Annotated in this window: 23 protein-coding genes and 1 pseudogene; 10 read left to right on the forward strand and 14 right to left on the reverse strand. The window is 67.6% G+C overall.

The features are described 5' to 3' along the window. Nucleotides 1-2 precede the first annotated feature (2 nt). Nucleotides 3-869 (forward strand): hypothetical protein, encoded by an 867-nt coding sequence (locus MC375_RS02755; RefSeq protein WP_242101743.1) that lies wholly within the window; start codon nucleotides 3-5, stop codon nucleotides 867-869. Nucleotides 870-934: 65 nt separating this feature from the next. Here the strand turns inward: MC375_RS02755 and MC375_RS02760 are convergent, their stop codons facing one another. After that, nucleotides 935-1882: an alpha/beta hydrolase gene (locus tag MC375_RS02760; protein ID WP_242101744.1), complete on the reverse strand. Its 948-nt coding sequence runs from the start codon at nucleotides 1880-1882 to the stop codon at nucleotides 935-937. Nucleotides 1883-1935: 53 nt separating this feature from the next. Further along, nucleotides 1936-2364: an organic hydroperoxide resistance protein gene (locus tag MC375_RS02765; RefSeq protein WP_242101745.1), complete on the reverse strand. Its 429-nt coding sequence runs from the start codon at nucleotides 2362-2364 to the stop codon at nucleotides 1936-1938. Between the two features lie 115 nt (nucleotides 2365-2479). Between MC375_RS02765 and MC375_RS02770 the strand changes: the two genes are divergently transcribed. The 3 genes and pseudogenes from MC375_RS02770 to MC375_RS02780 all read left to right on the forward strand — a co-directional run. Beyond that, nucleotides 2480-3307: an AraC family transcriptional regulator gene (locus MC375_RS02770; protein WP_242101746.1), complete on the forward strand. Its 828-nt coding sequence runs from the start codon at nucleotides 2480-2482 to the stop codon at nucleotides 3305-3307. Between the two features lie 179 nt (nucleotides 3308-3486). Beyond that, nucleotides 3487-4185, forward strand: a complete 699-nt coding sequence (locus tag MC375_RS02775) for an amino acid racemase (RefSeq protein WP_242101747.1) — start codon at nucleotides 3487-3489, stop codon at nucleotides 4183-4185. A 1-nt stretch (nucleotide 4186) separates the two neighbouring features. Continuing rightward, a pseudogene (locus tag MC375_RS02780) lies at nucleotides 4187-4375 on the forward strand (helix-turn-helix domain-containing protein); the annotation flags it as partial. Between the two features lie 276 nt (nucleotides 4376-4651). On the opposite strand, the gene MC375_RS02785 reads toward MC375_RS02780, so the two are convergent. Next, complete coding sequence (locus MC375_RS02785) at nucleotides 4652-5926, reverse strand: aminopeptidase (RefSeq protein ID WP_242101748.1); 1275 nt, start codon at nucleotides 5924-5926, stop codon at nucleotides 4652-4654. 298 nt (nucleotides 5927-6224) lie between these two features. Here MC375_RS02785 and MC375_RS02790 point away from each other — a divergent pair, with 298 nt between their 5' ends. After that, nucleotides 6225-7493 carry a PilT/PilU family type 4a pilus ATPase gene (locus MC375_RS02790; protein ID WP_242101749.1) on the forward strand — a complete coding sequence of 423 codons (1269 nt, stop codon included), beginning with the start codon at nucleotides 6225-6227 and terminating at the stop codon, nucleotides 7491-7493. Nucleotides 7494-7611: 118 nt separating this feature from the next. Here MC375_RS02790 and MC375_RS02795 read toward each other — a convergent pair whose 3' ends face one another. The 3 genes from MC375_RS02795 to MC375_RS02805 all read right to left on the reverse strand — a co-directional run bounded on the left by MC375_RS02795 (nucleotide 7612) and on the right by MC375_RS02805 (nucleotide 10069). Then, complete coding sequence (locus tag MC375_RS02795; protein ID WP_242101750.1) at nucleotides 7612-8040, reverse strand: VOC family protein; 429 nt, start codon at nucleotides 8038-8040, stop codon at nucleotides 7612-7614. A gap of 144 nt (nucleotides 8041-8184) precedes the next feature. Then, the gene (locus tag MC375_RS02800) at nucleotides 8185-9318 is read right to left on the reverse strand and encodes an MFS transporter (protein ID WP_242102937.1); all 1134 of its coding nucleotides are present in this window, start codon (nucleotides 9316-9318) and stop codon (nucleotides 8185-8187) included. Between the two features lie 301 nt (nucleotides 9319-9619). Further along, nucleotides 9620-10069 carry an SRPBCC family protein gene (locus tag MC375_RS02805; RefSeq protein WP_242101751.1) on the reverse strand — a complete coding sequence of 150 codons (450 nt, stop codon included), beginning with the start codon at nucleotides 10067-10069 and terminating at the stop codon, nucleotides 9620-9622. 274 nt (nucleotides 10070-10343) lie between these two features. On the opposite strand from MC375_RS02805, the gene MC375_RS02810 reads away from it, so the two are divergent. Further along, nucleotides 10344-11966 (forward strand): hypothetical protein, encoded by a 1623-nt coding sequence (locus tag MC375_RS02810; RefSeq protein WP_242101752.1) that lies wholly within the window; start codon nucleotides 10344-10346, stop codon nucleotides 11964-11966. 109 nt (nucleotides 11967-12075) lie between these two features. Here the strand turns inward: MC375_RS02810 and MC375_RS02815 are convergent, their stop codons facing one another. The 3 genes from MC375_RS02815 to MC375_RS02825 form a co-directional block, all read right to left on the reverse strand. Next, nucleotides 12076-12633 (reverse strand): YaeQ family protein, encoded by a 558-nt coding sequence (locus MC375_RS02815; protein ID WP_242101753.1) that lies wholly within the window; start codon nucleotides 12631-12633, stop codon nucleotides 12076-12078. Nucleotides 12634-12750: 117 nt separating this feature from the next. Then, complete coding sequence (locus MC375_RS02820; RefSeq protein WP_242101754.1) at nucleotides 12751-13065, reverse strand: hypothetical protein; 315 nt, start codon at nucleotides 13063-13065, stop codon at nucleotides 12751-12753. A gap of 42 nt (nucleotides 13066-13107) precedes the next feature. Continuing rightward, a complete protein-coding gene (locus MC375_RS02825; protein WP_242101755.1) occupies nucleotides 13108-14451 on the reverse strand; it encodes an amidohydrolase in 1344 nt (447 codons plus the stop codon). A gap of 189 nt (nucleotides 14452-14640) precedes the next feature. Here MC375_RS02825 and MC375_RS02830 point away from each other — a divergent pair, with 189 nt between their 5' ends. Next, nucleotides 14641-14988, forward strand: coding sequence for an excalibur calcium-binding domain-containing protein (locus tag MC375_RS02830; RefSeq protein ID WP_242101756.1), 348 nt, complete (start codon nucleotides 14641-14643; stop codon nucleotides 14986-14988). A gap of 60 nt (nucleotides 14989-15048) precedes the next feature. Here MC375_RS02830 and MC375_RS02835 read toward each other — a convergent pair whose 3' ends face one another. Next, complete coding sequence (locus tag MC375_RS02835) at nucleotides 15049-16110, reverse strand: MBL fold metallo-hydrolase (protein ID WP_242101757.1); 1062 nt, start codon at nucleotides 16108-16110, stop codon at nucleotides 15049-15051. A 153-nt stretch (nucleotides 16111-16263) separates the two neighbouring features. On the opposite strand from MC375_RS02835, the gene MC375_RS02840 reads away from it, so the two are divergent. Both MC375_RS02840 and MC375_RS02845 read left to right on the forward strand, forming a co-directional pair. Then, on the forward strand, nucleotides 16264-16881 hold the full coding sequence (locus MC375_RS02840; RefSeq protein WP_242101758.1) for a TetR/AcrR family transcriptional regulator: 618 nt from the start codon (nucleotides 16264-16266) through the stop codon (nucleotides 16879-16881). A gap of 167 nt (nucleotides 16882-17048) precedes the next feature. Next, nucleotides 17049-17984 (forward strand): hypothetical protein, encoded by a 936-nt coding sequence (locus tag MC375_RS02845; RefSeq protein WP_242101759.1) that lies wholly within the window; start codon nucleotides 17049-17051, stop codon nucleotides 17982-17984. Nucleotides 17985-17998: 14 nt separating this feature from the next. Here the strand turns inward: MC375_RS02845 and MC375_RS02850 are convergent, their stop codons facing one another. Beyond that, nucleotides 17999-18379, reverse strand: a complete 381-nt coding sequence (locus MC375_RS02850) for a hypothetical protein (protein WP_242101760.1) — start codon at nucleotides 18377-18379, stop codon at nucleotides 17999-18001. A 178-nt stretch (nucleotides 18380-18557) separates the two neighbouring features. Here MC375_RS02850 and MC375_RS02855 point away from each other — a divergent pair, with 178 nt between their 5' ends. After that, on the forward strand, nucleotides 18558-19079 hold the full coding sequence (locus MC375_RS02855) for a hypothetical protein (protein ID WP_242101761.1): 522 nt from the start codon (nucleotides 18558-18560) through the stop codon (nucleotides 19077-19079). Between the two features lie 70 nt (nucleotides 19080-19149). Here the strand turns inward: MC375_RS02855 and MC375_RS02860 are convergent, their stop codons facing one another. From MC375_RS02860 to MC375_RS02870, 3 genes are read right to left on the reverse strand one after another with little or no spacing between them, the layout of a single operon-like run. Continuing rightward, nucleotides 19150-19956, reverse strand: coding sequence for an oxidoreductase (locus MC375_RS02860; RefSeq protein WP_242101762.1), 807 nt, complete (start codon nucleotides 19954-19956; stop codon nucleotides 19150-19152). A gap of 32 nt (nucleotides 19957-19988) precedes the next feature. Further along, a complete protein-coding gene (locus tag MC375_RS02865) occupies nucleotides 19989-23057 on the reverse strand; it encodes an efflux RND transporter permease subunit (protein WP_242101763.1) in 3069 nt (1022 codons plus the stop codon). Further along, nucleotides 23054-24169: an efflux RND transporter periplasmic adaptor subunit gene (locus MC375_RS02870; RefSeq protein ID WP_242101764.1), complete on the reverse strand. Its 1116-nt coding sequence runs from the start codon at nucleotides 24167-24169 to the stop codon at nucleotides 23054-23056. The genes MC375_RS02865 and MC375_RS02870 overlap by 4 nt, the downstream gene beginning before the upstream one ends. Nucleotides 24170-24196 lie beyond the last annotated feature (27 nt).

Genomic DNA, 24196 nt, shown 5'->3' on the forward strand with positions numbered 1-24196 from the left:
CCATGGTCGACATCACCGATCCCAAGGGCGCCAAGCGGGAAATCGAGCAGGAAGCTTATCGGTACTACGAACAGCTCAGCGGCGTGACGCTGGCACGGCGGGCGGACGGCAGCTTCCAGCCGCAGGGCCACAACGACGCGCTCGACGCGTTCCGCCACGCCTACACCAGTGGTCGCGTCACCCAGATCGCGCTGGGCCAGCAGTGGCTGGCACGGCGTTTCGGCGACGACGCCGAGATCGGACCGGCGCATCCGAACGATCCCTACGAGCACCGCATGGACCTGTGGAACAACGAGGCCGGGCGCCGCATCGGCGATGGCACATCGGGCAGCGATGCGCTGGCCCGGGAAGCCTATGCAGCACTGCAGCGCGGTGAACTGGTCACTGGCCTGCACGACCCGCGCTTGCGGCAGTTGTTCCCCGACGACCCGAGACTGCGCCTGCCGCAGGGCCATCCGCAGCGCGAACTGGTGACGTCCGACGACGTCGACCGGATCAACCAGGATGTGTCGCGTGTGCAGGACCAGGCGCGCGAGCGCTACCCCGACCAGCACCCCGACCGCGCCTACTTCGATGCGCTGCGCCGGCAGCTGCCGGCCGAGGTGTCGGATACCAAGGTCGCCGAAGTGCTGCTTGCGGCCAAAAGCGCCGGCATCGAACGCGTCGACCAGCTCGGCGCGGTGGCGCTGCGAGGCGACCAGATCTTCATCGCCGGCACCACGCCCGGTTTCCGCGCCCAGGTCGATGCCAGCGCGCCTGCGCCGGACATGCGCGACACCGTGTACCAGACCGACCAGCACAACCTGGTGCGCGCGTACGAAGAACAGGCCCGGCCGCAGCAGCTCCTGCAGCAGACGCCGGGTCGCTAGGCGGTTCCTGGCGTCCGGCAACGGCTTCACCGACCGCACGCATGCGGCCGGTGGCCGGCCAGGATCTACTGCCGGATGAACTCCAGCAGATCGTTGTTGATACGATCCCGGTGGGTATCGGCGATGCCGTGCGGCGCGCCCGAATACTCGATCAGCCGCGCACCCTCGACCAGCTTGGCCGCAGCGCGGGCGGACGCATCGATCGGCACGACCTGGTCGTCGTCGCCGTGGATGATCAGCGTCGGCACGTCGAAGCGCCTGAGATCCTGGGTGAAGTCGGTGGCCGAGAACGCCGCGATCGAATCGTAGGTGTTCTTGTGGCCGCCGAGCATGCCCTGCATCCAGAACGCGTCGATCAGCCCCTGCGACGGCTTGGCGCCCGGGCGGTTGAAGCCGAAGAACGGACCCGACGCCAGGTCGCGATACAGCTGCGAGCGGTTCTGCAGCGAGGCCTTGCGCAGGCCGTCGAAGACCTCGATCGGCAGGCCGCCCGGATTGGCGGGCGTCTTCAGCATCAGCGGCGTCACCGCGCTGACCAGCACCACCTTGCGCACGCGTGCGGTGCCGTGACGTCCGATATAGCGCGCCACTTCGCCGCCGCCGGTGGAAAAGCCGACCAGCACCGCGTCCTTGAGATCGAGCGTATCGATGACGGTCGCCAGATCGTCCGCGTAATGGTCCATGTCGTTGCCGTCCCAGGGCTGGCTCGACCGGCCGTGGCCGCGACGGTCATGGGCGATGACGCGATAGCCGTGGTCGGCCAGGAACAGCATCTGCGCCTCCCAGCTGTCCGAGTCCAGCGGCCAACCGTGGCTGAAGACGACGGGTTGGCCGCGGCCCCAGTCCTTGTAGTAAAGGCGGATGCCGTCCGGCGTGGTCAGGTAGTCCGAGGTGCGCGCGACTGCGGAAGCGGGTGTCGCCGGCGCAGCATTGCCGTTGCCGTCGGCAGCCAGGGTGGTGGCGCTCGCCATCCCGAGGATGGCGGTGCCGAGCAGGCGGGTGAAAGTATTCATGGAGGTCTCCGAAACAGGGGTCGTAGGAAATGGGGTTACGCGCGCAGCGCCGTTCAATCGGCGAGCAACAGCGAGACATCGATGTTTCCGCGCGTGGCGTTCGAGTACGGGCACACGACATGGGCCTTGTCGACCAGCGCCTGCAGCCGCTCGCGCGACATGCCGGGCACGCTGATGGTCAGTTCGGCCTGGATGCCGAAGCCGGTGGGGATCGGGCCGATCCCGACCCGTCCGGTGACCTGGCTCTCGGCCGGCAGCGCGGTCTTTTCCTGGCCGGCCACGTACTTCAGCGCGCTCAGGAAGCAGGCCGAATAGCCCGCAGCAAACAGCTGCTCCGGATTGGTGCCGGGGCCGCCGGCGCCGCCGAGTTCGCGGGGCGTGGACAGGGCGACATCGAGGACGCCGTCGGAGCTGACGGCGCGGCCTTCGCGCCCGCCGACGGCCGTGGCCTGTGCGGTGTAGAGAATGTTCTGGATGCTCATGGATCGGTTTCCTTTCCGGCGGGTGGGTGGACGTTACGTGCCGGTAGGGCTACTTTGGGCGGAATTCGGGACGATTTGCGTCGTAAAATCCATAAAACTTGACTTGGAGTATTCGATGGCCGATCGGCTGGAAGCCCTGCTGGACCGGTTCCCGGTCAGCGCCCGGATGTTCCACACCGGCACGCTGTGCGGGATCAACGACCTCGCCGCAGAAGCAGGCACCGGGCAGCTGCACTTCGTCCGCCGTGGGGTGGTCGAGGTGGTCCACGACGGCACCACGGCGCTGCGCATCGACACGCCCAGCCTGCTGCTCTACCCGCGGCCGATGGCGCATCGCTTCATCACCGATCCCGACACCGGCGCGGACCTGACTTGCGCCAATCTCCGGTTCGAGGGCGGCGCCGCCAACCCGATCGCCGCCACCCTGCCCGCTTTCGTGTACCTGCCACTGGCGGACATCGAAGGCCTCGACGGCGTGCTGGGCCTGCTCTTCGAGGAAGCGTTCGAACAGCGATGCGGGCGCCAGGCACTGGTCGACCGGCTGTTCGAAGTCGCCGTTATCCAGATCCTGCGCCAGCTGATGGAAACCGGTCAGGCACAAGTCGGGCTGCTGGGCGGTCTCGCCCATCCGCGCCTGCGGCTGGCGCTGGTGGCGATGCACGAACGCCCGGCGCAGGCCTGGTCGCTGGACACGCTTGCCGCGGAAGCGGGCATGTCGCGCAGCGTGTTCGCCAACGCCTTCCGCGACACGCTGGGATGCACGCCCGGTGCGTACCTGCAGCAATGGCGGGTGGCGCTGGCGCAGCGCGCACTGCGCCAGGGACGCCCGCTCAAGCGCATCGCCGACGAGGTCGGCTACGGCAGCGAGGCGGCGTTGTCGCGTGCCTTCAAGGCGCAGAGCGGAGCATCGCCGCGGCAATGGAGGCAGGCAGACGCCGGCTGACGGGCAGTGCGCGACACGGGGATGCAACTAGGCTCGCATCGTCGCTGGCGCGCGTCACATCACGTCACGCGCCGAATAGACTGGGACATCGATGGGAGTGCACGGCCACGCCTGCTCCAGGCGCGACAGGGCCGGAGCTTCACGGCCCACGTCGCTATCCTGGCACCCGGAGGCTAACCATGGCGCTGCATCTCGGAATCGTGGGCGGTTCGGCCGAGGGCGCCGCGCTGTGCTATCGCACGATCTGCCAGGAAGGGGCCGGGTTCTTCGGAGCGCACGGCCACCCCGAGGTGTCCATGCATACCCCGTCGCTGGCAGGCTACGTCGCGTGCCTCGAGCGGGGTGACCTGGTCGGCGTCGGTGAACTGATGCTCGATTCCGCCCGCAAGCTGACCCGCATCGGCGCGCAGCTGCTGATCTGCCCCGACAACACCTTCCACCAGGCCTACGACTGGGTCACGGAACGCATCGATACGCCCTGGTTGCACATCGCCGATTGCGTCGTCGAACAGGCCAGGGCGGGCGGCCATCGCCGACTGGGGCTGCTCGGGACGACCTGGCTCGTCGAGAGCGATGTCTACCCGACCAAACTCGCCGGCCAGGGCCTTGACCTGGTCAGGCCGAACGCCGACGACCGGCGCGAAGTGGGGCGGATCATCATGGAAGAGCTGGTTCCCGGACATGTGCGCGAACCCTCGATCCGGTTCCTGCTGGAGACGATCGAACGCCTCGACCAGGCAGGCTGCGATGCGGTCATCCTCGGATGCACCGAGCTTCCCCTGGTGATCGATGACGGCAACGCCTGCCTGCCCACACTCGATTCGACGCGGCTGCTGGCGCGGGCCGCCCTGCGACGCGCCGCGCGCGACGCTGCCTGACACCTTCCGCGAGACGCCGGGCTGCACGCCCGGTGCGTATCTGCAGCACTGGCCGGTGGTGCTGGCTCAGCGCGCATTGCCCCAGGGACGCTCGCTCAAGCGCATTGCCGATGGAGTCGGCTACGGCAGCGAAGTAGCGTTGTCGCTCGCCTTCAAGTCGCAGAGCGGATCATCGCCGCGGCAATGGAAGCCGGCACGAGGACGATCGCTTGTTCTTTCGCAACCGCCTGCGCCTCACCACGCGGGTGGGCGCAGCGCTGGACGGCAAGGTGTGGTTCGATCCCAAACCAACCACGTACTGGACCTACGCCTGGACGTACGAGTGGTGAGCCGGGTCATTGCGCGGCGAGCCAGCATTCGCGAGCGGCAGCGGCGGTTCCGGCAACATGCCGGTTGCGAGTCCAGGCTCAGCTGGGGTGGGCATGGGCCCACCCCATGTCTCTGACACATCGCCGGTTGCGCACGCTCACAACTTGAGCACGCCCTGCTCCACCACCGGTTTTCCGTCCAGGGTCACGGTGCTGCCGGGCAGATGCACGACCAGGCTGTATGGCACAGAGTTGTCGCCGCCGGCCCAGACATTCGCACCGGTACCCAGGGTGACGCTGCCGGCAGGCACCCAGGTACCGACGCTGGCATTGGCCGGCAGGCTGATGTTCGGGTTGATGCCGAAGTCCAGGAACGCCAGCGCCGCCTTGCGCTTGTCGTCCATCGCATCGTATTCGGCCTTGAAGGCCGCAAAGCCGGGGCCCGATCCGGTCATGGCGGTCAACTGCCCGGCGGAGAAGGTCAGGGTCAGGTCGTCGATCTGCTTGCCACGGAAATAGCCGCGTGTCTGCACCAACTTGCCCTCGCCGCTGCCCGGCACCGGTGTGGTGTAGACCTCGCCGGCCGGGAGGTACTGCGACAGCGCGCCGCCGCCCCGCTTGAGATCGGCTTCGGACGCCACGCCGTCGCTTGCCAGCACCGGCCGTCCCTGCACGCTGAACTTCAGGTCGGTGCCGTTCGGATGGGTCACGTGCACGTCCTTGGCGGCGGCGACCGCCTTGCCGACTTCCTCGCCGCGCGCCTGCAGTTGCGCGTAGTCGACGTTGACGCCCTTCCAGAACAGGTCGGCCAGCGCCGCTTCCGACAGCCCCAGGCGCTCGGCGCGCCATGACGCCGGATACAGGCCATTGCCCAATTCGACGCTGCGCACTTTGTTGCGCGCGAACGCCTGCTGGACCGGTTCGAATGCCTTGGTCCGTGCAGCCACGCGCGCCGGCTCCGCGCCTTCGAACAGGTTCTCGGTGGTGGCGTTGGAAACTTCGATCGTGACGTCGGCGATCTCCGCCAGTTTCAGCGCCAGCGCATCGCTCTGGCTGTCGTACTTGGCCGGCACGTCGAAGAACAGGCGCTTGGACAGGCGGTCGCTGCTGTAGGTGATCAGCGGGAAGGCACCGGCCTTGCGCGCTGCGACCGCCAGGTCTTCCATTAATTCGGAATCGGCCATGCGCCCGCCGATCAGCACGACGTCGCCTTCCTTCACCGCCGCGCTCTGGGTCATGACCCGCGTCGCCAACTGTTCGAGGTCGGTCGCGGCGGTAGTGCGGGCTGGCGCGGCGGCGGGTGCCTGCTCTTCGGCCGCCGCCGCGTCCGTGCCGGGCGCGGCGGCAGGTGGTGCGGCGGATTCGCGTTGGCAGGCGCCCAGGACAGCGACGATGGCGATCGTCAACCCGGCGATTTGAGTGATGCGGCGCATGATGGTCTCCCATGGATCGGCTCGGGGGAGCCGGCGTGACCACAACGCCGAGCCATCCGGAGATCGGCCAGTGCCGGGCTGGGCATGCCCACGCCGGGTTTGCGCGGACCGTTGGGGTCATCACGCCCGGGTGCACACCGTCGCCTTCGAGGCCGCACGCCGCCGCCGCGCGAAAACGGCGGCAGCGATCACGGGTGGCGCGAGACCGCGCTCGCGTCCTGGTGGAACGACGCATCACGGGCACGCGCCCGGCATCGCACGGCAGGCATGATGTCGCGCCGCCATCGCACCTGCCTTCATGACCGTTCCCGATCTCGACGACGCCCGCGCCACCATGCACGACCTGTTGGCCCGGATGGCGGCGGCGGGCGGCTCGGACCTGTTCATCGCCCACGACTTTCCGCCGAGCATGAAGGCGCACGGCGCGATGACGCCCATGGCCGACGCGCCGCTCAACGGCGCGCAGACCGCGCGCCTGGCCGCGTCCCTGATGAACGACAAGCAGCGCGACGAATTCGCGCGCGAGATGGAGTGCAATTTCGCCATCGCAGTGCCGGGCGTGTCGCGGTTCAGGGTGAACGTGTTCGTGCAGCAGGGCCAGGTCGGCATGGTGCTGCGCACGATCGCCGCCGAGATCCCCAACTTCGAGAAGCTGCGCCTGCCGGAAGTGCTCAAGGGCGTGGTCATGGAAAAGCGCGGCCTGGTGCTGGTGGTCGGCGGCACGGGTTCGGGCAAGTCGACCTCGCTGGCGGCGATGATCGACCATCGTAATCGCACCTCGGCCGGCCACATCATCACCGTCGAGGACCCTGTGGAGTACGCGCATGTCTCGCGCAAGTCGCTGGTGACCCATCGCGAGGTCGGCGTCGACACGCATTCCTGGCACCACGCGCTGAAGAACACCCTGCGCCAGGCGCCGGACGTGATCCTGGTGGGCGAGATCCGCGATGCCGAGACCATGGAACATGCGATCGCGTTCGCCGAGACCGGGCACCTGTGCCTGAGCACCCTGCACGCCAACAGTGCGTCGCAGACGATGGAACGCATCATCAACTTCTTTCCCGAGGAGCGCCGCACCCAGCTGCTCATGGATCTTTCGGCGAACCTGCGCGCGATCATCTCGCAGCGGCTGGTGCGCACCGAAGACGGGGTCGGGCGGGTGGCGGCGATCGAGATCCTGCTCAACACGCCGACCATCGCCGAGAAAATCTTCAAGGGCGAGTTCAACGAGCTCAAGGGCATCATGACCCGCTCGCGCGAGCTGGGTATGCGCACCTTCGACTGGGCGCTGTTCGAGCTCTACAACGAGGGTCTGATCGGCTACGAGGAGGCGATCCGCAACGCCGATTCGGCCAACGAGCTGCGTCTGAACATCAAGCTCAAGAGCCGCCGCGGCGAGCCGAGCAACGCTCCGGGCATGGCCCTGTCGCTGCACGAGGACCCCACGCCCGAAGAGGTCGAGGCGATCCGCCGCGAGGAACTGCGCAAGCAGGAAGAGCGCGCCCAGGAGCTCGAACTCGAGCGCCTGCAGGCGGCCAAGCGCGACGCGGGATCGCAGGTGTCATAGCGATACGCATCGGCTGCTGACGCGGGTGTCCCGCGCAGCCGCGCGCAAGCCCCATTGCGTCTCTTGCGGCTTTCCCGTCCGGCTGCGCGCCGACGCCCGACGCGGCACGACGATTCTTCTAGAACGTCACCTTCACCGACGGCGCGCTGCGTTGCGCCTCGCCGTGGTACACGGCTTCGATGTTGTTGCCGTCCGGATCCAGCACGAAGGCGGCGTAGTAGCCGGGATGGTAGGGCCGTTCGCCCGGAGCGCCGTTGTCGCTGCCGCCATTGGCCAGTGCGGCCTTGTGGAAAGCGTCGACCATTGCGCGGTCGCTGGCCTGGAACGCGAGATGGTGGCGCCCGGTGAGCTTGCCCTGCGCGGCCTCGCTGTCGGCGGTGGACACGAACAGCTCGTCCGCCCAGAAATAGTCGTCGCCCTCGCCACCGATGGGCACGCCGAGCACGTCGAATACGGCAGCGTAAAAGCGCCGGCTGGCGGTGAGGTCGCGCACCACCAGTTGCAGGTGGTCGATCAGGCGGCCGCGATGCAGTTCATTGGTTTCCATGGATCCTCCTCGTGCGGGGGCGGGCAGGTTACCTGCGCGTATCGCAAGCGGAGAGTGAAATGCACGCACCGCCAACGCGCCGGCGAACTCCCGCATTCCTGGCCTGCGTAAACCGGATGCGCGGACGCAGCGTGCGTCGCGACGCTAGACCGCCGGCACCGGCCGGCGCGCGCGCAGGTCGGCGCGCGCCCAGGCATAGATCAACAGGCCACCCAGTGCGGTGATCGCGCCCACGTAACCGGTACTGGTCCAGCCGTAGCCAGCGGTGATGGCCATGCCACCCAGCCACGGGCCGAGCGCGTTGGCCATATTGAACGCGGAATGATTGGACGCGGCAGCCAGTGTCTGTGCATCACCGGCTACGTCCATCAGATGCGATTGCAGCGCGGGCGCCAACGCGCCCATGGTGCCTACCGCCGCGACCGCCGGCAGCACCGTCCACGGCGACAGCGCCGCGAGCGGGAACGCCAGCAACACCGCGATCGACCACACCAGCACGATCGCCGCCGCGCGGAAACCGAAACGGTCGAACAGCCAACCACCGGCGAGCGAGCCGGCGATGCCACCCGCGCCGAACGCCACCAGCGCGAACGGCACGAACGATTCGCGCACGCCGGTCACCTGCACCAAGGCCGGCGGCAGATAGCTGAAGACCGCGAACATGCCGGCGAAACCGATCGCACCGGTGCCCAGCGCCAGCCACACCGGGGCGCGATTGAAGTCACGCAGTTCGCGCAAGGCATCGGTGCGCGGTGCGCCCAGGCCGCTCGGCAGCACGCGCGCGGTCATCGCCACCGTGGCCAGCGCGATCAGGGTCACCACGCCGAAGGCGTAGCGCCAGCTCAACGCCTGCCCCATCCAGGTGGCGAGCGGATTGCCGACCAGCAGCGCCACCGACAGCCCGAGCATCACCCGGCCCACGGCCTTGCCGCGCTGCTCGGGCGGACTGGCGTGGGCGGCCACCAGCGCGGCGACGCCGAAATAGGCGCCATGCGGCAGACCGGCGATGAAGCGGAACACGATCATCAGCGGATAGCTCGGCGCCAGCGCGCTGGCCAGGTTGCCCAGCGCATAGAAGCCCATCAGCCACAGCAGCAGACTGCGCCGCGGCAGGCGCGCGCCGAGGATCGCCAGCAGCGGTGCGCCGACCACCACGCCCAGGGCGTAGGCACTGATCACATGGCCGACCTGGGGTTCGGTCACGCCGAAACCGCGCGCGATTTCGGTGATCAGCCCCATCACCACGAATTCGCTGGTGCCGATGGCGAACCCGCCCATCGCCAGCGCCAGCAGGATCAATGCGAGCTGGCGCGGCGGCAGGGGCGAGCGGACGGCGACGGCGGATGGGGTCGGAATTTCCATCCACCGCATTATTGTGCATTGCAGCATGCGCTGCACGCGATGCTGCGGACCACAGTGTTGCGGGTAGCGCCGGGATCCGCGTCAGCGCGATGACGCATCGGGTGGGCCTATCGGCCCACCGAGCCCGCGGATCGCGCTTGCGAAAGGCTCAACCGATTGCGCCGCGCGAGCCGATGGGCCCGGGCGATCGCACCCATCGCCGCGTCGGCGACTGCGCTCAGGCGCCGTCCGGAATATCCGGCTCCACCACGTTCTTGAGCAGCGCCAGCGATTCCTGCCAGCCCAGATAACAGGCTTCGGCCGGGATCACGTCGGGCACGCCTTCCTGCACGATCTGCACTTCGGTGCCGACCGAGACCTTCTTCAGCGTCACCGTGGTGGTCATCTCGCCGGGCAGGTTGGGATCCTCGAACCTGTCGGAGTACCTGAGCCGCTCGCCCGGCTCCAGTTCCAGGTATTCGCCGCCGAAGGCGTGGCTGTTGCCGGTGCCGAAGTTGGTGAACGACATCCGGTAGCGGCCGCCGACCTTGGCATCGAGCTCATGCACGGTGCAGGTGAAGCCGTTCGGCGGCAGCCATTTGCAGATGGCGCCCGGATCCAGGAAGGCGCGGTAGACGCGCTCGGGTGGGGCGGCCAGGACGCGATGCAGGCGGATGGTGCTGGGCATGATGCTTCTCCAATGAGAGAGGACGATCCTCTTGCAAAACGACGATCCAGCCAAGGCCGGATCGACATCCATCGCAGGGTGCCATTCGCGCAGCGATCACGATTCGCCGATCGCGCGCCCGCATCCGTCCATCTAACGCGTCCGGTGCGCATTCACCACCCGATTGGCCCACGCAATCTGCGATGGCTGATCTTTCGGCCAGCCTAGGGTCGGCCCGAATGGCAGCGACGCAGCTGGATCGCTAGGCTCGCCGCATTCGCCACGGAGCCGTGCAATGGCCGACATCTACGGCATCGATGCCCAGACCTACCGACACCTGCCGCCCGAAGACCAGGCCGCGGTGCGCGAGGCGTACGAAGACCGTCTCGCCGATCAGCGCACCGTCGATCCGGGAGCCGTGGTCGATCGCATCCTCGATGCGCCTTCCTACGAAACCACCGCCGCACTGGTACGCGAACTCAAGGACATGTCGCCCGAAAACGCGCAACGCGTGCTGCAGGAACTCGAACATCGCGACCCCGATGCCTGGCCGCAGGTGATCAATACCGGCGCCCTCAACGATCTGCAGGGGACGAACTACCCGCAGCGCGGCCTGCGGGTGCTGGCCGATGCGATCGCCCTCGAGCACGCCGCCGGGCGCCTCGACAACGACGAGATCAGCCTGCTGTTCGGCGCCGGCATCGCCGGATTCGAGCGCACGCAGGCCAACGGCGCGCGGATGCTGTTCGGCGCATCGAACAGCGAAGAGATGCAAGCGTTCGAGCGCGCCATGGCCGACTACGCGCTCGACACGTTCGCCGGCGCCGACCGCAACTCCGCATCGCACGGGACCGAAACGACCACGACCGGCGTCGCCAATATCATCACCAAAGGCCTGGGCAGCGACTATTCGGGCCGCGAGGCGCTGGCCTCGGCCTATGCCGATACCGATGCGGGCGCCGACGGCGTGCAGGCGCGCTCGCCCGAGGAGCGCGCGCACATCCGCACCCTGCTGGCCGACAAGGGCTCGCTCTACGACGACGAACCGGCCAATCCCGATCCGCTCGCCGTCCTCATGCGCGGCGTGGCGGAGATGTACGGGGACGTGGAGGTCGGCGGCACCAATCTTGCGGTCGAATTCGTGAACTGGGCCGGCGAGAACCAGGAGTTCTTCGTCGAAAACGGCATCCTCGGCAACACCACGTCCGATCCGCGCGCCGAGGCGCTGGGTCTGCTGACCACGCTCCATGCCGATGCCGTCTTCGCCGACCTCACCGACGGTTACGCCAACGGCGACCAGTACGCCGGCGACGATAGCCGCAAGCTCGGCTTCCTGCTCTCGCTCACCGCCTTCAACGGCAACAACTCCCACGCCGACTCGGTGACCCGCAGCCTGGACCGCTACGTCGACGGGCTGGTGGATCAGGTCCGGCAGGATCCCGCCTCGCAGGCGGCGCAGGATCCGCTCGGCAGGCTCGAGATCGTGGCGCCAGCACTGCTGATCGCGCAGGCATCGCCCTACCTGGGCGAACTCGCTTCCAACGAGGCGCGGGTCAGCGGCATCCTGCGGGTGCTCGACGTGGTGTCCACCGGCGCTGGGCTGATCCCGGCGGGTGGTTTTGCGAAGTTCCTCACCCAGACCTACGGCGACATCAATGGGCTGAGCGACGACCAGATCAAGAACGGGCTGCGGGACTACCTGACCGATGCCATGTCCGGCTCGCCCGAAGAGCGCGAAGCCGCGCTGCGCGACGTGGTGAGCATGGTCGAGCAGCAGATCCAGGCGGAGTACGGCGACGTACCGGTGGTCGCCGGTGCGATGACGCGGCGTCTGGAGGACAACCTCTACGAGATGCTGGTCGCGATCGCGGACAACGACGTCTCCGGATTCCTCAACACGCTGAACCTGGATCGTTGAAGGCGGGCACGGCAGATAGGCCCGCGGCTTGAGGCGTGACCGGGTCGCCCGGCAACTGCGCGTACGGCAGCGACACGGAGTGGGTCGAGCCCACCCGATGTTGCGGAACTCAGGCCGCCTGTTCGAGCGGCGCCATTCGCACCTGCGGGCGCAGCGCGATGCTGCGATCGGCATCCATCAGCTGCAGCTCGCCGTCCTGGATCATCGCGGTCAGGCGCATGCCGCGCGCCAGCAGCCCGGTCGCGGCTGCGACGCCCTCTGCGGGAAGGTCGATCACGGTGAGGTTGCGCAGCCGCGCAAGCGTGGCTCCATGTTTCTTCCACCAGACCTCCGCGGCATGGCCACCATAGGTCACCACCACCACCTGCTGCGCGCGGCCGCAGGCCTTGCGCAGGCGTGATTCGTCCGGCTGCCCGAGCTCGATCCAGCGTTCGATATCGCCGGTGTAATCGCGCTGCCACAGCGCCGGTTCGTCTTCGTCGCTGAGCCCGCGCCCGAACATCAGTCGCTCGTCTGCAAACAACGCGAACGCCAGCAGCCGTGCCATCAGCCGTTCGGCGGTCTCCGAGGGATGCTGCGCCAGGATCAGGTCGTGCGAGGCGTAGTAATGCCGGTCCATATCGGTGACCTGCAGTTCCGCCTTGTACACGGTGGCATTGGGAGCCATGGCAAGCGCCTGCGGTCAGGCGCGCGATCGAAGTAGGGGCTGCATTCTAGGCGGTGCGGTGCACCCGTGCCGTAAAGACGGGCAGGCGCACCGATGCCCGCTGCGCCCGCCCTGCGCTCAGCGCCCCGGCGGGTCGGGCAGGCGGTCGCGATCCGCACTTTCGCTGACGTTCTCGTCGCGGAACGTCTCGGTGCTCTTGCGCACCGTATCGACGAGCGGCTGATAGGGCTGCTTCGCCGGCTCATTGGGAGGACGTCGGGCCTTCTTGTCGCCCTGCGACTGCCCGGTTTTCGCTTTCACCTGCGAAGCCGCCGTCTTCAGGACCCGCTCCGGCGCTGGCGCGCTGGGTGGCGCGGACAGCGCCAGGCCGGGAATGGCGCAGGCGAGCAGCACTGCCAGCAGGTGTCGGTAGCGCGGTTTCGTTTCCTGCATGGCGGTGCTCTCTTTGGGCTTCGGGTTTGTGCAGCCCCGGCGCTAATCCGTCGCCGCAGTGGCGGCAACGGGCTTGAGCAAATCGAGCACCGCCACGGTCATGGCTTCGGTGCCGAGCCGCACCGAGGGTTCCGGATCGATCTTGAACAGCGGCGAGTGGTGGCCGGGCACGGGCGGCCCGCCCGCCTTGGCGGCATCGAACTCCGCCTGCGGCGTGCCGCCGACGCTGAAATAGAAACCGGGCACGCCGAGTTCGGGCTGCACGAAATACGCAAAATCTTCCGCGCCCATGCCCGAGCGCGGCCGCGATGCGAGCACGCCTTCGCCAAACGCCTGGGCGAAGGTGGTGCGCAGCCGCGCGGTCAGCGCGGCATCGTTGATCGTGACCGGCGTCGATTCGGTCGACACCTTCACTTCCGGCAGTTTGTCCTCCGCAAGGCCGTTCATGCGCCCGACGTTCACTGCGATGCGCCTGATGCCGTCGAGCAGGGCCTTGCGCACCGCCTCGTCGTCGGCGCGCACGGTCAGCTGCAGGTCGGCGCGGTCGGAGATGATGTTGTGCTTGGAGCCGCCGTGGAACGCACCCACCGTGACCACGCCGGGCGACAGCGGCGAGATCTCGCGGCTCACCAGCGTCTGCAACGCCATCACGATCTCCGCGCCGATCACGATCGGGTCCTTGCCCTGGTGCGGGTAGGCGCCGTGGGCACCGACGCCGTGGATCGCGATATCGACGCTGTCCGACGACGAGGAACTGATGCCCGGGTCCGCCACGATCGTGCCGGTCGGCGTATCGGCATCGACGTGGAAGGCCAGCGCGTAGTCGGGCTTGGGGAAGCGGGTGTACAGGCCGTCCTCCAGCATCATCCTCGCGCCGCCGATCCGCTCCTCCGCCGGCTGCACCACGAACACCACCGTGCCCTGCCAGCGGTCCTTCATCGCCGCGAGCCGGCTGGCGGTGCCGATGAGCGAGGTGATGTGCACGTCGTGGCCGCAGGCGTGCATGACCGGCGATTCGACGCCGTCGATGCCGGTCTGGACCACGGTCGAGGCATTGGGCAGGCCGCTGGCCTCCTTGAGCGGGAGCCCGTCCATGTCGGCGCGGACCAGCACGGTCGGGCCGTCGCCATTGCGCATCACCCCCACCACGCCGGTGCCGCCGACCCGCTCGGTGACCTCGATGCCCGGGATCGCGCGCAGTTCCTTCGCCATCCGCGCCGCGGTGGCGGTCTCCTTGTAGGAGAGCTCGGGATGGCGGTGGAACCAGTCGAACAGCGCGCCCAGGCGCTGGTCGTAATCCGCCTTCACCGCAGGCCCGAACTCGGTCGCGGCGCGGGCCGGGAAAGCCGCGAACGCGGCAAGGCACAGCAGGACGCCGTAGCGCATGGACATCTCCCCAGGGTGACGCCGGCAGTGTAGGCCGGATCGGCTGGCCGGGCGGATGCCGGCACGGAGTGTGCGCTGCTGCGCAAACCGGCGAACGGCTGCGCCTGTCCGGCCCGTGCCACCGGCAATACCCGCGCGCTTGGCACGACTCCTGCATCCATAAAAACATCCCCTGTGCGGTAGATCGACATGCAGTTCTGGACCCTCATCGTCAGCTGTATCGCCATCCCGGCCAGCAGCACCGTGTACGCCCATGGCGGCGGGCTCAACGGCCAGGGTTGCCACAACAACCGCAAGACCGGCGATTACCACTGCCACGGCGGCAGCGACGGGCCGTCGCGGCCCCGCCTCGTGCCGGCGCAGCGCGACGCCATCCCGGGCAACACCCTGACGCCCAGCGGCGGTTCCGGCCCCGGGCGCGCATTTGCCAACTGCACCGAGGCCCGTGCCCATGGCGCGGCACCCGTGGGCCGCGGCGATCCGGGCTACGGCCCGCATCTGGACCGCGACAACGATGGCGTGGGGTGCGAGTCCTAATCAGGACGGCGAATACAGGCGTCCAGTCGACCCGTTCCTGCACGCCAAGCCCGCAACGCCCTACTCCACCGCGCGCCACCACGCGTTGGTCGGCTGCGGCGCCGCCAGGTCGAAATGCTCGCCCATCATCGGCGTGGCCAGGGCGATGTCGCGCTCGGCGCTCAGTGCGCTGACGCGTTCGAACGGATCGCGCCAGCCGTGCATCGCCAGGTCGAAGGTGCCGTTGTGCACCGGCAGCAGCCAGCGCCCGCGCAGGTCCTGGTGCGCCTGCACGGTCTGCTCGGGCAGCATGTGCACATAGGCCCACTGTGGGTCGTACGCGCCGGTTTCGATCATGGTCACGTCGAACGGGCCGAACCGGCGCCCGATCTCCTTGAACCCGTCGAAATAGCCGGTGTCGCCGCTGAAGAACAGGCGCAAGCCGTCGTCGCCGTCGCCATCGGCCGCGTCGTCGATCACCCACGACGCCCATAGCGTGCGGTCGCCGTCGAACAGCCCACGCCCGGAGAAATGCTGGGCCGGGGTCGCGGTGAAGCGCACGCCGTCGAACGACGCGCCCTGCCACCAGTCGAGCTGGCGCACCTTGTCCGCCGGCACGCCCCAGGCGATCAGCCGGTCGCCGACACCGAGCGGAGTGAGGAACACCTCGGCGGTCTTCGCCAGCTGCACCACGGTGTCGCGGTCGAGATGGTCGTAGTGGTCGTGCGAGAGCAGCACGCCGCGCAGCGGCGGCAACTCGTCCAGTGCGATCGGCGGCGCGTGGAAGCGGCGCGGGCCCATCCACTGCACCGGCGAGGCGCGCTCGGCGAACACCGGATCGGTGATCCAGAAGCCGCCGCGCAGCTTCAGGAGCAGGGTCGAATGCCCCAGCCGGAACAGGCTACGGTCCGGCGCCGCCTCCAGCTGCGCGCGGGTCAGCGCCAAGACCGGCAGCGGCGCCCGCGGCACGCTGTCGGCGGGCTTGTTGAACAGAAAGTTCCACAGGATCCGGGCGGTCTTGGCCATGCCCTCGGCGGGTCGGGGTGTCGCGTTGCGGAAGCGGCCGTCGGTCGCCTGCGGCGAGTCGGGATGGGCCGCCACAGGCCGGTCGGTCGTGGCGAAGGACAGCAGGCAGGCGCTCATGAGCAGGGCTCCAAGGGTCAGGGCGATGCGCCGCAGGCGACGGAAGCGGGGTCGGGCGGGGGGTCGGCGCATCGGTGTGCCAGAGTTAGGAACTACACCGTGCAGTGTACTTATATTCGGGCAAAAGTAAACTGTCCGGTGTAAACTTGCGTCATGCCCCGCGAAGCCGCCCCCGCCCGCCTGACCGACCGCAAGCGCGCGGCGATCCTGGAGGCCGCCGTGGCCGAGTTCCGGGAATCGGGCTACGAGGCGACCAGCATGGATCGCATCGCCGCCAGCGCCGGGGTCTCCAAGCGCACCGTGTACAACCACTTCCCCAGCAAGGAGGTGCTGTTCACCCGCATCCTCGAGCAGATGTGGGAACGCGGCGCCGACGGCCTGGACATCCCCTATCGCACCGACCGGCCGCTGCGCGCGCAGCTGCTAGAACTGGTGGAGCAGAAGATGCGGCTGCTACACGACCCCAGCTTCACCGACCTGGCCCGCGTCGCCATCGCCGCCGGCGTGCACAACCCGGAGCTGGCGCGCGAACTGATCGCCCGCCTGGGCGATCGCGAGGAAGGCCTGACCGCATGGGTGCGTGCCGCCACCGCCGACGGCAGGCTCAAGACCCACGACCCCGTGTTCGCCTCCATGCAGCTGCAGAGCCTGGTCAAGGGCTTCGCGTTCTGGCCGCAGATCGCCATGGGCCAGCCGCCGCTGACCGCGGCCCAGCAGACCCAGGTCACCGAAGCGGCGGTGGAGATGTTCCTGGCGTATTACGCGGCGTGAGTACTCGCGGAGCCTCGTGAGGTTTCAGCAGGCGGGGCACCCGACGCGGCGGCCACGCCGGTGCGCCTGCGCACCATCTTCCTGACCCGACCGGCCCTGGGAACCCCTGGCCGATACAGCCCGAACCGCGCGTTGGCATCAGCGCAACGGTCCACGGGAGAACGCGCATGCACCGCCTCCGTCGCTGCCTGCTGCCGGTATTGCTCGTCGCCTTGGCCGCTTCATCGCAGGCGGCCGCGGAATCGCACGAAGTCTGCGAGGCCTATGCCCGCGATGCCGTGCAGGCCTACCAGACCTCACGCCAGCACAACTGCGGCTGGCTGGATCCGCGCTGGCACGACAACCGCGACGCCCACTACAACTGGTGCCGCAGCGCGCCGGCGGAGTGGGTGGCCAACGAGACCGCGTTCCGCGCCAACAACCTGCGTGTGTGCCGGCGCGAACCCGGTGCCGAGGGCTGCCACGAGTACGCGTCCCTGGCGGTGGCAAACCAAAGATCCAACCTCGGCGGCCAATGCGGATTCACCGGCCCGCGCTGGGGCGATAGCTACGACCATCACCTGGCCTGGTGCCTGGGCGTGCCCACCGAAGCCGCCAACCGCGAGATCGCGATCCGCCACGCCATGCTGGGCGTATGCGGTGGCGGCGCCGAGTTCCGCCGCTGCGATGCCTACGCCCGCGACGCCGAACACCAGGTGCGCGAAGCCGCCGACCGCGGCTGCCAGTTCAGCGGCCCGCGCTGGACGCCGTTGTACGAAGACCACCTCACCTGGTGCCTCACCCAGCCCGCCGCCGTCGCCGCGCAGGAGGCCCGCGAACGCGAAGGTCCGCTGAGCCAGTGCCGCACCCAGCTGCCCGCCGGCCAGACCAAGACCGAGGCCTGCAACTGGACCGCGCGCATCCGCACCGAGGTTTGCGCCAATCCCGATGGCACACCTTCGTCCACCTCGGGCACGTCCCTGGTCGTTTGCGGCCCCACCGAGAACGAGGCCAGCGAACGCGCCAAGGCCGGCCTGCCGTTCCCGCCGAGCGACGAGAACGAACCCGAGCCCGGCACCTGCACCTACCAGCTCGACGTCGGCCCGGGCTGCGCTTGCGGTTGATCGCAGCGCAGCCCTCAACGCGCGCGCAGGCGCCGGCGGTTGGCCACGGCCTTGCGCGTCGCCGGCCGCAGCGCGGCATTGCCAAGGCCCATCCAGGCTTCGGCCATCGACGACCACCACCACCACCAGGCCTGCGGTTGCCACGGCGCCAGCCACACGCCCGACTGCGCGGCCCGCAGCGGCATCCGCGCCATCGCTTGCCCCGCCGCCCAGGCGCCCTCGCCGCTGGCGCTGAATTTCTCCTGCAGCATCCGCTGCACCTCGCGCTGGTTTCCGGCCGAACCCCAGGTGGACGGGTCGGCGAACATGCGCATCCGCGCCGCGATGACTTCCGACGAGGCCACGGCGGTGTCGGTGAGCAGGGGCAGGCTGGCGCGCGAAGGGCGACGGGGCATGGCAGGTCTCGTGATCAGGCGCCGCAGCCTGGCAGCCCGGCGGTGACCGCAGCGTGCGGGTGGTTCGCATGGCCTGCCTGCAGAAGCCAAGGCCGGCTGCCGCCTTTGGGTGGAGTGATTCCCGTTTTCGCGGAAACACGACAAAGCGCTCGAGCCGGCACGCTTCAGGTTCGGCATCATGCAGGCATCGGAATGGAGCCAGGCCATGTCGCACGGTTTTGACGAACTGACCGCCATCTTTCGCAAGCTTGGAGCCAACGACCCGGAAGGGTGGGCAAGCAGCCAGGTCCAGGAGGGCATCCCGCAACTCGCCCGCTTCGTGTTCCTGAAGCAGGCATGGTCGCTGGTGCTTGCCGACGGCGACACCGGCTGGATAGCGCCGTACATCGAGTCCGCCCTGAAGAGGCCGGATGAGCCCTACGCCGGCGTCGGACTTGCATTGCAGCGACTACTGTCCGCGGGCGCCGATCCCAATGACCTGACGGATGTGGTCCGCGGCATGCAGGCGGACCTGCTGTTCAACCTGTGTTACCTGCTGGGGGATCCCGGCTTTCCCAATCAGATCGCGGATGTGTCCTGGGGTCTCTTTCAGCTGGACGACGATGACAGGCCCGTCGCCCACATCGGCGGGTTGCATGAGTCGGTGCTGGAAACCGACCCTACCGGGCGAGAGATGCGTCCTCGTACGATCTCGCAGTGAAGTCCGGATTGATCCCTGGGCACCGGGAATGTCTCTTGCATCATTTTTGATTTTCGTTCGCAGTGGTGCCTCACGACAGTCCAAACGCCTTCCTGAGGCTGGCATCGACGGGACCGGCCGGCATGAAGCGACGCAGCTTGCTGAGAACCGAAGCCTGTCCAGCCGGCGTGCGGCGCATGCGCCAGCTGCCAAGCGCCGCCTCGACAATCGTGTTGGCCACGCCATCGGGTTCCGGCGCATTCCTGACATTCTTCTGGACAGCCCGGAGGACGAGCTCACGTTCGTCGTCGTAGTCCGAAATCTTCGAAGTTGTCGGGGGCGCGTTGGCGTCCAGGTTCGTTCTGGTGAAGGAAGGCTCGACAAGCACCACGCGGATTCCGAACTTGCGCACCTCATGATCAAGAGTCTCGGACATCCCCTCGACCGCATGCTTGGATGCCGAGTAGAGCCCCATGTAGGGCGCCGGGAGAAGGCCCAAGACCGAACTTACGTTGACGATTCTTCCCGAACGTTGCGCGCGCATGCGGGGCAGTACTGCCTGCGTCGTGCGCAAGAGGCCGAGCACGTTGGTGTCGAACAGCGATTGCGCCTCGGCAATCGACGTTTCCTCGGTCGCGCCCAGCAGGGTCACGCCGGCACTATTGACGAGCACGTCGATGCGGTCGGCTCTGGAGATGATCTCTCCGATTCCACGTTGGACCGAAGCTTCGTCGCGGATATCCATCTGGATCATTTCGACGCCCGCTATGGGCTGCGCCGTTGCGGTGCTACGCACGGTGCCGAACACCTGGCAACCTCGCTCGGCAAACTTCATTGCGGTGGCACGCCCGATGCCCGACGACACTCCAGTGACAAGAACGACGTTGGAATTGGACATGGCTGCTTTTTCCGATGGGTGAATGGAATGGATTAGTGCTGTGAGGGGACGGGCCTGATCCGGAACCAGATGGAATACATGGCCGGCAGGAACACCAGGGTCAGAATCGTTCCTGCGAACGTGCCGCCAATCAGCGTGTAGGCGAGCGTTCCCCAGAACACCGAGTGGGTCAGTGGGATGAAGGCCAGGATGGCCGCCAAGGCAGTCAGGATCACGGGACGGGCGCGTTGCACGGTGGCTTCCACCACCGCATGGAACGGCTCCAGACCGGCCTGTTCGTTCTCGCGGATCTGCCCGATCAGGATCAGCGTGTTGCGCATCAGGATTCCCGAGAGCGCAATCAGGCCCACCAATGCATTGATGCCGAATGGCTGCTGGAACAGGATCAGGGTGGGCACTACGCCGATCAGGCCCAACGGGCTGGTCAGGAAGACCATGACCATGGCGGAGATCGAGCGCACCTGAAGGATGATGATGATCAGGGTCACCGCCAGCATGATCGGGAACAGCGGCAGCATGGCCTTGGTGGCCTTGCCCGATTCCTCGATCGAGCCGGCCTGCTCGATGCGGTAGCCGTCCGGCAGCTTGTCGATGATCGGCTGGAGCTTCTGCAGGATCGCCGTGGAGACGTCGGGTGGCTGCAGGTTCTCGGCGATGTCGCCGCGCACTGTAATCGTCGGCGTGCGGTCGCGCCGGCGCATGATCGGTTCCTCCATGCGCACATCCGCTTCGCCCACCTGTGACAATGGGATGCGTTGGCCATTGGCGCCGGCCAAGGTGAAGTCCGTGATCTTGTCCGGGTCGAGCCGGATATCGCCAGAGGAGCGCGCGACCACCTGCACGGTGCGAATGTCTTCGCGCACAGCGGTGATCGGTATGCCGGTCAGCAGGAATTGCAACTGCTGTGCCACGGCGCTGGAGGTGAGCCCCACCGCCTGCAGGCGGTCCTGCTGCAAGGTGAAGTGCAGCGCAGGCGTGCGCGTGCCCCAGTCGGTATTGACTGTGCGCATCATCGGGCTGGCTTCCATTATCTGCTGCACTTCGGCGGCGATCTCGCGCAGCTTTTCCGGGTCGGGTCCCACGACGCGGTAGGCGACCGGGAACGGCGAGTACGGACCGAAGACGAGCTGGGTGACGCGCACGCGCGCCTCGGGAACTAGGCCATTGGCGATCGCCTGGCGCAGCCGGTGCTTCAACGCCTCGCGCTCGTCCTGGCTGTCCGTGCGGACTACGATCTTGGCGAACGATGGATCGGGCAGTTCCGGTCCCATCGCTAAGTAGAAGCGCGGCGCTCCTTGGCCGATGTAGGCGGTGACGATCCGGGCTTCCTTCTGCCGGGCGAGCCACGCCTCGACCTTCGCGGTCGCGGTGCTGGTCTGCCCGATCGCCGTGCCATAGGGCATCTGCACCTCCACCAGCACTTCAGGGCGGTCGGAGATCGGGAAAAATTGCTTCTTGACGATGGCCATGCCGAGGATAGCGAAGACGAACAGGCCCACTACCGAACCAGCCACCAACCATTTGCGGGCGATAACGCGCTTCAGCATCCGGCGGAAGTGGTTGTAGCGCGGCGTGTCGTAAAGCGCCTCGTGGCCACCTTCGACCTTCTTGAGATCCGGCAGCAGCTTGACGCCCAGATAAGGCGTGAACACGACCGCAACTACCCACGACGCGATCAGCGCGGTACCGACAATCCAGAACATGTTGCTGGTGTACTCGCCGGCCGTGGAACGAGCGAATCCATTGGGCATGAAGCCGACAGCCGTCACCAATGTGTCCGACAACATCGGCGCGGCGGTGTGGCTCCAGGCGTAAGCGGAGGCTTTGATGCGGCTGTAGCCTTCCTCCATCTTCACCACCATCATCTCGATGGCGATGATGGCGTCGTCGACGAGCAGGCCCAGCGCCAGGATCAACGATCCCAAGGTGATGCGATCGAAGTTCTTGCCGGTCGCGGCCATCACCACGAAGACCGCCGCGAGCGTGAGCGGCACGGCAGCGGCGACCACGATGCCTACGCGCCAGCCCATGCTGAGGAAGCTCACCAGCATGACCACCAACAGCGCGACGAAGAACTTGACCATGAACTCGTCGACCGCCGAGCTGATGTTGACGGCCTGGTCGGTGACTTTGGTAAAGCTCATGCCCAGTGGCAGCTCGGCACTGATCGCACTGACTTCGCTATCCAGTGCCTTGCCCAGGTCGAGCCCGTTCCAGCCATCGCGCATGACGATGCCCAGCAACAGGGCCGGTTCTCCGCCGTTACGGATCAGGAAGGTAGCCGGGTCTTCGTAGCCGCGCCGGACCGTGGCGATGTCCGAGAGCTTGAGTGTGCGACCCTGCGCGACCACCGGCGTGTCTCGGATTTTCTGCAGTTCGTTGAACGCGCCGTCCAGGCGAACCAGCACCTGCGGTCCCTGGGTTTCTACCGATCCCGCCGGAGTCAGCGCATTCTGACTATTGAGCGCGGCGAACACGTCCTGCGGACCGACACCCAGCGTGGCCAGGCGTTCGTGCGAGAACTCGACATAGATGCGCTCGGACTGCTCGCCGATCATGTTGACCTTCTTCACGCCGGGCACGTGCAGCAGCCGCTGCCGTAGCGTTTCCGCTTCGCGCACGAGCAGGCGCTGCGGCTCGCCCTTGGCCTTGAGCGCGAACAGGGCAAAGGTGACATCCGAGTATTCGTCATTGACCATCGGACCGATCACACCGGCCGGAAGGTTCTTCGCCTCATCGTCGATCTTCTTGCGGGCTTGGTAAAACTCTTCCTGCACCGCCGATGGCGGCGCGCTGTCCAGCAGGCTCAGCGTGGTGAAAGCCAGCCCGGGCCTGGTGTAGGTCTCGCTGCGGTCGTACCAGCGCAGCTCCTGCAGGCGCTTCTCGATCTTCTCGGCAACCTGGTCCTGCATCTCCTGCGCGGTGGCACCGGGCCAGGCGGTCACGATCGTCATTACCTTGACGGTGAAGGCGGGATCTTCCGCGCGGCCCAACTGGAAGAACGCGACGAGCCCCGCCAGCGAGATCAGGCAGATCAGGAACAAGGTGACCGCGCGCTCGCGAACGGCGAGCGCCGACAGGTTGAAACGGCTCTCGCTCATCGACTCGCTCCTGCGATGGCCGCGATCGCAGGCTGGCCCGCCACCCGGACCTGCTCGCCTTCGCGCAGCAGGTGTGCGCCGAGCGCGACGATCCGGTCGCCGTGCCTGAGCTGGCCGGCGATACGCGCACCTTCATCGCTCAAGCGCTGGACCGTGACCGGACGCCAGGTGACTTTGGCCGGGTTGCCGTTGATGACCCACACTCCCGGCCCCTTGCCCGCGTCGAACAGGGCGCCGACCGGAACCTGCAAGTCGCCTTTCGAGGAGGAATGCCCGTCCGCAATCTCGACGGTGACCGTTGCGCCCAGTGGCGCGTCGGCGAGGTCTCCCTCGAGCACGTACCGTGCCTCGAAGGTGCGGGTCAGCCCGTCGGCGGCGTCCGAGAGCTGCCTGAGGCGGGTGGGGACGGTGACCCCGTCCTTGCCGTAGAGCGTGGCCTGTCCGCCGGAACCGACCGCAGGGCGAAGGGTTTCAGGCAACTGGATGACGGCTTCGCGCGGGCCGGCATGCGCCACACGCACCACGACCTGGCCGGCGCTGACGACCTGGCCAGGTTCGGCGAGCGTTTCGATGACAACGCCGTCCGCGTCTGCGACCAGCTCCGCATAGCGGCTCGCGTTGCGGGCAACCTCGGCTTGGGCAACGGCCGCACGAAGTTGGGCCCTTGCGGCATCTGCCGCGGCCTTGGCCTGGTCGTATGCCGATGCGGATATCGCTCCAGTACCGAGCAGATTGCGGTACCGGATTTCTTCTTGCGCCGTCTGCTTCGCATGCGCTTGGGCGGCCGCGGCGGCTTGGTGCTGCGCATTCACGGCGAGCTTCAGATCGACCGGGTCGATCCGCATGAGCATCTGGCCGCGCTTGACGGTCTGCCCTGCATCCACGAGTCGCTCCAGCACCTTGCCGGAGACGCGGAAGCCCAAGTCGCTCTGTACCCGGGCGGCCACGGTCCCGGTGAAAGAACGCGATGCGGAATCGGCCCCCTGGACGGTGGCGGCACGTACCAGCGGGGTCTGGGTACGCGGGTCAGAGGTTGTTTTATCGCCGCATGCGACCAGTGCGAGCGGCAAGACGCAGAGGACTGCGGTGAAAACGAGGCGGTGCCGGAGCATGAGGGGATCCCATAGACGAGCCGTTCT

The sequence above is a fragment of the Lysobacter sp. M2-1 genome, assembly GCF_022662495.1.
Lineage (GTDB): Bacteria > Pseudomonadota > Gammaproteobacteria > Xanthomonadales > Xanthomonadaceae > JAKPBU01.

Excerpts from the sequence above, each read along its gene's own strand:
- MC375_RS02810 (WP_242101752.1), top strand. The coding sequence starts at position 10,344 with ATGGCCGACATCTACGGCATCGATGCCCAGACCTACCGACACCTGCCG.
- MC375_RS02800 (WP_242102937.1), bottom strand. The coding sequence starts at position 9,318 with ATGGGCGGGTTCGCCATCGGCACCAGCGAATTCGTGGTGATGGGGCTG.
- MC375_RS02815 (WP_242101753.1), bottom strand. The coding sequence starts at position 12,633 with ATGGCTCCCAATGCCACCGTGTACAAGGCGGAACTGCAGGTCACCGAT.
- MC375_RS02805 (WP_242101751.1), bottom strand. The coding sequence starts at position 10,069 with ATGCCCAGCACCATCCGCCTGCATCGCGTCCTGGCCGCCCCACCCGAG.
- MC375_RS02845 (WP_242101759.1), top strand. The coding sequence starts at position 17,049 with ATGCACCGCCTCCGTCGCTGCCTGCTGCCGGTATTGCTCGTCGCCTTG.
- MC375_RS02785 (WP_242101748.1), bottom strand. The coding sequence starts at position 5,926 with ATGCGCCGCATCACTCAAATCGCCGGGTTGACGATCGCCATCGTCGCT.
- MC375_RS02825 (WP_242101755.1), bottom strand. The coding sequence starts at position 14,451 with ATGCGCTACGGCGTCCTGCTGTGCCTTGCCGCGTTCGCGGCTTTCCCG.
- MC375_RS02770 (WP_242101746.1), top strand. The coding sequence starts at position 2,480 with ATGGCCGATCGGCTGGAAGCCCTGCTGGACCGGTTCCCGGTCAGCGCC.
- MC375_RS02835 (WP_242101757.1), bottom strand. The coding sequence starts at position 16,110 with ATGAGCGCCTGCCTGCTGTCCTTCGCCACGACCGACCGGCCTGTGGCG.
- MC375_RS02795 (WP_242101750.1), bottom strand. The coding sequence starts at position 8,040 with ATGGAAACCAATGAACTGCATCGCGGCCGCCTGATCGACCACCTGCAA.
- MC375_RS02860 (WP_242101762.1), bottom strand. The coding sequence starts at position 19,956 with ATGTCCAATTCCAACGTCGTTCTTGTCACTGGAGTGTCGTCGGGCATC.
- MC375_RS02830 (WP_242101756.1), top strand. The coding sequence starts at position 14,641 with ATGCAGTTCTGGACCCTCATCGTCAGCTGTATCGCCATCCCGGCCAGC.
- MC375_RS02855 (WP_242101761.1), top strand. The coding sequence starts at position 18,558 with ATGCAGGCATCGGAATGGAGCCAGGCCATGTCGCACGGTTTTGACGAA.
- MC375_RS02760 (WP_242101744.1), bottom strand. The coding sequence starts at position 1,882 with ATGAATACTTTCACCCGCCTGCTCGGCACCGCCATCCTCGGGATGGCG.
- MC375_RS02765 (WP_242101745.1), bottom strand. The coding sequence starts at position 2,364 with ATGAGCATCCAGAACATTCTCTACACCGCACAGGCCACGGCCGTCGGC.
- MC375_RS02790 (WP_242101749.1), top strand. The coding sequence starts at position 6,225 with ATGACCGTTCCCGATCTCGACGACGCCCGCGCCACCATGCACGACCTG.
- MC375_RS02865 (WP_242101763.1), bottom strand. The coding sequence starts at position 23,057 with ATGAGCGAGAGCCGTTTCAACCTGTCGGCGCTCGCCGTTCGCGAGCGC.
- MC375_RS02850 (WP_242101760.1), bottom strand. The coding sequence starts at position 18,379 with ATGCCCCGTCGCCCTTCGCGCGCCAGCCTGCCCCTGCTCACCGACACC.
- MC375_RS02775 (WP_242101747.1), top strand. The coding sequence starts at position 3,487 with ATGGCGCTGCATCTCGGAATCGTGGGCGGTTCGGCCGAGGGCGCCGCG.
- MC375_RS02870 (WP_242101764.1), bottom strand. The coding sequence starts at position 24,169 with ATGCTCCGGCACCGCCTCGTTTTCACCGCAGTCCTCTGCGTCTTGCCG.
- MC375_RS02820 (WP_242101754.1), bottom strand. The coding sequence starts at position 13,065 with ATGCAGGAAACGAAACCGCGCTACCGACACCTGCTGGCAGTGCTGCTC.
- MC375_RS02755 (WP_242101743.1), top strand. The coding sequence starts at position 3 with ATGGTCGACATCACCGATCCCAAGGGCGCCAAGCGGGAAATCGAGCAG.
- MC375_RS02840 (WP_242101758.1), top strand. The coding sequence starts at position 16,264 with ATGCCCCGCGAAGCCGCCCCCGCCCGCCTGACCGACCGCAAGCGCGCG.